Source organism: Thermus igniterrae ATCC 700962 (assembly GCF_000376265.1).
GTDB classification, from domain to species: domain Bacteria; phylum Deinococcota; class Deinococci; order Deinococcales; family Thermaceae; genus Thermus; species Thermus igniterrae.
In genome coordinates this window covers 1-1,113 of the sequence record NZ_AQWU01000003.1, presented here as the reverse complement: position 1 = coordinate 1,113, position 1,113 = coordinate 1, and the positions used below count along the sequence as shown (strand labels likewise).

Here is a 1,113-nt window from a genome sequence, read left to right as displayed (position 1 = left end):
AGGAGCTCTACGCCCGCTTTCTAGCGGCCCAGGACCCCGACGAGAAGGCCCGCCTGAGGTCCCAGCTCAAGGCGGCCCTGGGACAGCTCCACCAGACCAGGTACCTGGCCACGTTCGCCGAGCGCCTTCCCCGCTACCCCTACGCCACGGACGACCCCCGGCAGGGGATGAAGCCGCGGAGGAAGGAGAAGGCCCTGGAACACCGCTACATCCAAGTGGGGCGCTACCCTCACGGCATCTTTCGCCTCGTCCTGGACGTGGACGAGCCCACCTGGTGGGATGCCGGGGACCGCATCCCCCCAAGCCTTGCCGTTCCTAACCCCCAGGCCCCCTGGAGGGCCCACGTGGTCTACGAGCTGGAGCCCCCCATCTGGCTGGCCTCTCCCGCGAGCCGGGACTCCGAGGCCAACCCCTTCGCCCTGGCGCGGGAGGTGGATGCCCTCCTGAGGGCCCTCTACGGGGCGGATCCCGCCTACACGGGCCTCCTGGGGCGGAATCCCGTGGTCCACCCCTACCTCATCGGGGGCGGGGAGCTTTGGGACCTGGTGAGCCTCCTGGAGGAGCTGAAGGGACTGCTCCCTCGGGGGCGGGTGGCGGCCTACCGGGACACCGCCACCTACGGGCGGAACGAAACCTTGTTTGACCGGGTGCGGGCCTTCGCCTACTCGGTGGTGGCCCTGTACCGGGGGAAGCCCAACGGGCTTGAGCTCTTCCGCCAGGCGGTGGCCTACGAGGCGGAGAGGCTGAACCGGGAGCTTTTCCGTGGGCATCCCCAGGGGCCCTTGCCCGCGAACGAGGTGGGGTGGATCGTCAAGTCGGTGAGCAAGTGGACCTTCCACCACTACCGGGGGACGAGGGTCTGGGTCCTTTCGGGGACCGGGAGGCCGGACCGGAGCAGGCTCTCTCCTCGGGCCCGGGCCCTCATTGAGCCCCTGAGGGGGGAGGAGCTAGAGAAGCACCTGGTGGCCACCAAGCCCAAGCGCGTGGCCAGCCTCGAGGCCAGCAACCGCAACCGCCAGGGCAAGGCCGAGGAGGCCCTAGTGGAGGCCCTGAAGCGCCTACAGGCCCGGGGGGAGGCCATCACCGCCCGGGCCCTGGCCCGTGAGGCGGGGG

1 protein-coding gene is annotated in these 1,113 nt (G+C 70.4%); it reads left to right on the top strand.

The window, feature by feature from the left end:
- Window positions 1-1,113, top strand: a 1,113-nt coding sequence (locus tag B128_RS11985) for a replication initiation protein (RefSeq protein WP_040683521.1), incomplete at both ends; no start/stop codon positions are given.